The sequence below is a fragment of the Rhodococcus artemisiae genome (genome assembly GCF_036327795.1).
Lineage (GTDB): Bacteria > Actinomycetota > Actinomycetes > Mycobacteriales > Mycobacteriaceae > Rhodococcus > Rhodococcus artemisiae.
This window is the reverse complement of the sequence record NZ_JAUTXY010000047.1, coordinates 1-1,183: the sequence shown is the minus strand read 5'-3', so window position 1 is coordinate 1,183 and position 1,183 is coordinate 1. Positions and strand designations below refer to the sequence as shown.

At 63.0% G+C, this 1,183-nt stretch carries 2 protein-coding genes; both read left to right on the top strand.

Going from position 1 to position 1,183, the window contains the following annotated elements; translation table 11 throughout:
- Positions 1 to 69 precede the first annotated feature (69 nt).
- A complete protein-coding gene (locus tag Q7514_RS33100) occupies positions 70 to 597 on the top strand; it encodes a winged helix-turn-helix domain-containing protein (protein ID WP_330137390.1) in 528 nt (175 codons plus the stop codon).
- Entirely contained in the window at positions 501 to 1,151 is a 651-nt protein-coding gene (locus Q7514_RS33095; protein ID WP_330137389.1) for an IS630 family transposase, read from the top strand. Before Q7514_RS33100 ends, Q7514_RS33095 begins: the two co-directional genes overlap by 97 nt.
- Positions 1,152 to 1,183: the final 32 nt, after the last annotated feature.

Here is a 1,183-nt window from a genome sequence, read left to right as displayed (position 1 = left end):
TTAAAGATGTTTCGATAATAGGGTGTGTCGCTGCACGGGATTCGCGCCGTACTACTTGATCATTGACGAATGGCAGGGAAGAAGACCGGTTCCGGCGAGGGCCCGAACACCCGGAAAGTCAAGCAACGCGGCACTCGTCGTGATCTCGACGCGTTGCGTGACCGACGGATGCGGGCCGCAGAGATGTTCGCCGCAGGACGACGACAGATCGATGTCGCGGTCGAGTTGGAGGTCTCCCAGCAGACCGCCTCACGCTGGCACCGACAGTGGACCGACGGGGGCAACGAGGCACTTGAAGGAGCAGGTCGGGCAGGACGCCGACCCCGCCTCGATGACGCCCAGATCGAGGTGGTCCGAGAGGAATTGCTCAAAGGACCCCAAGCTCACGGCTTCGCCACCGGAGTATGGACCCTGGGCCGGGTCGCGATCGTGATCGAGCGACTCACCGGCGTGACCTACGGGCCCACCCAGACGTGGACGATCCTACGAACCCGACTCGGGTGGAGCCGACAACGACCCGCACGGCGGGCAGTCGAACGCGACGAGGACGCCATCGTCGCCTGGCGCGAGAACGAGTGGCCGCGGATAAAAAAATAGCGCGGCGCCGAGGTGCGTGGATCTGCTTCCAGGACGAAAGCGGCGTGTCGCTGCTGCCTGTGGTCCGCGCAACCTGGGCGCCGAAAGGCGTGACACCTGTTCTTCGTCACCGATTCTCCTGGAAACGCATGTCCATGGCCGGTGTCTTGGCCTATCGGCCCGACCGTAGTCACAGTGCGTTCGTGTTCTCGATGACCGACGGCTCGTACAACACCGACAAGCTCATCGAGTTCCTCACCGAACTCCGCGCCCACTTCGCCGGGGAGCAGGTCATCGTGATCTGGGACGGACTGATGGCCCACCGGTCTGCGGCAATGAAGGCATGGCTGGCGACCCAGCGCGACTGGCTCCACGTCGAACGGCTCCCTGCCTATGCACCCGAACTCAACCCGATCGAACAGGTCTGGGGCAACATGAAATCCACCGAGCTGGCCAATCTCTGCCCCGACGTCCTCGACGAAGTTCGCGTGGCGACCGAAGCCGGGCTGGTCCGGATCGGGTCGAACTACGACCTGTGCCACGGCTTCCTCGATCACACCGGGCTTTCCCTGTGACCACCACTAACTCAATTACCGAAACCTCTGTA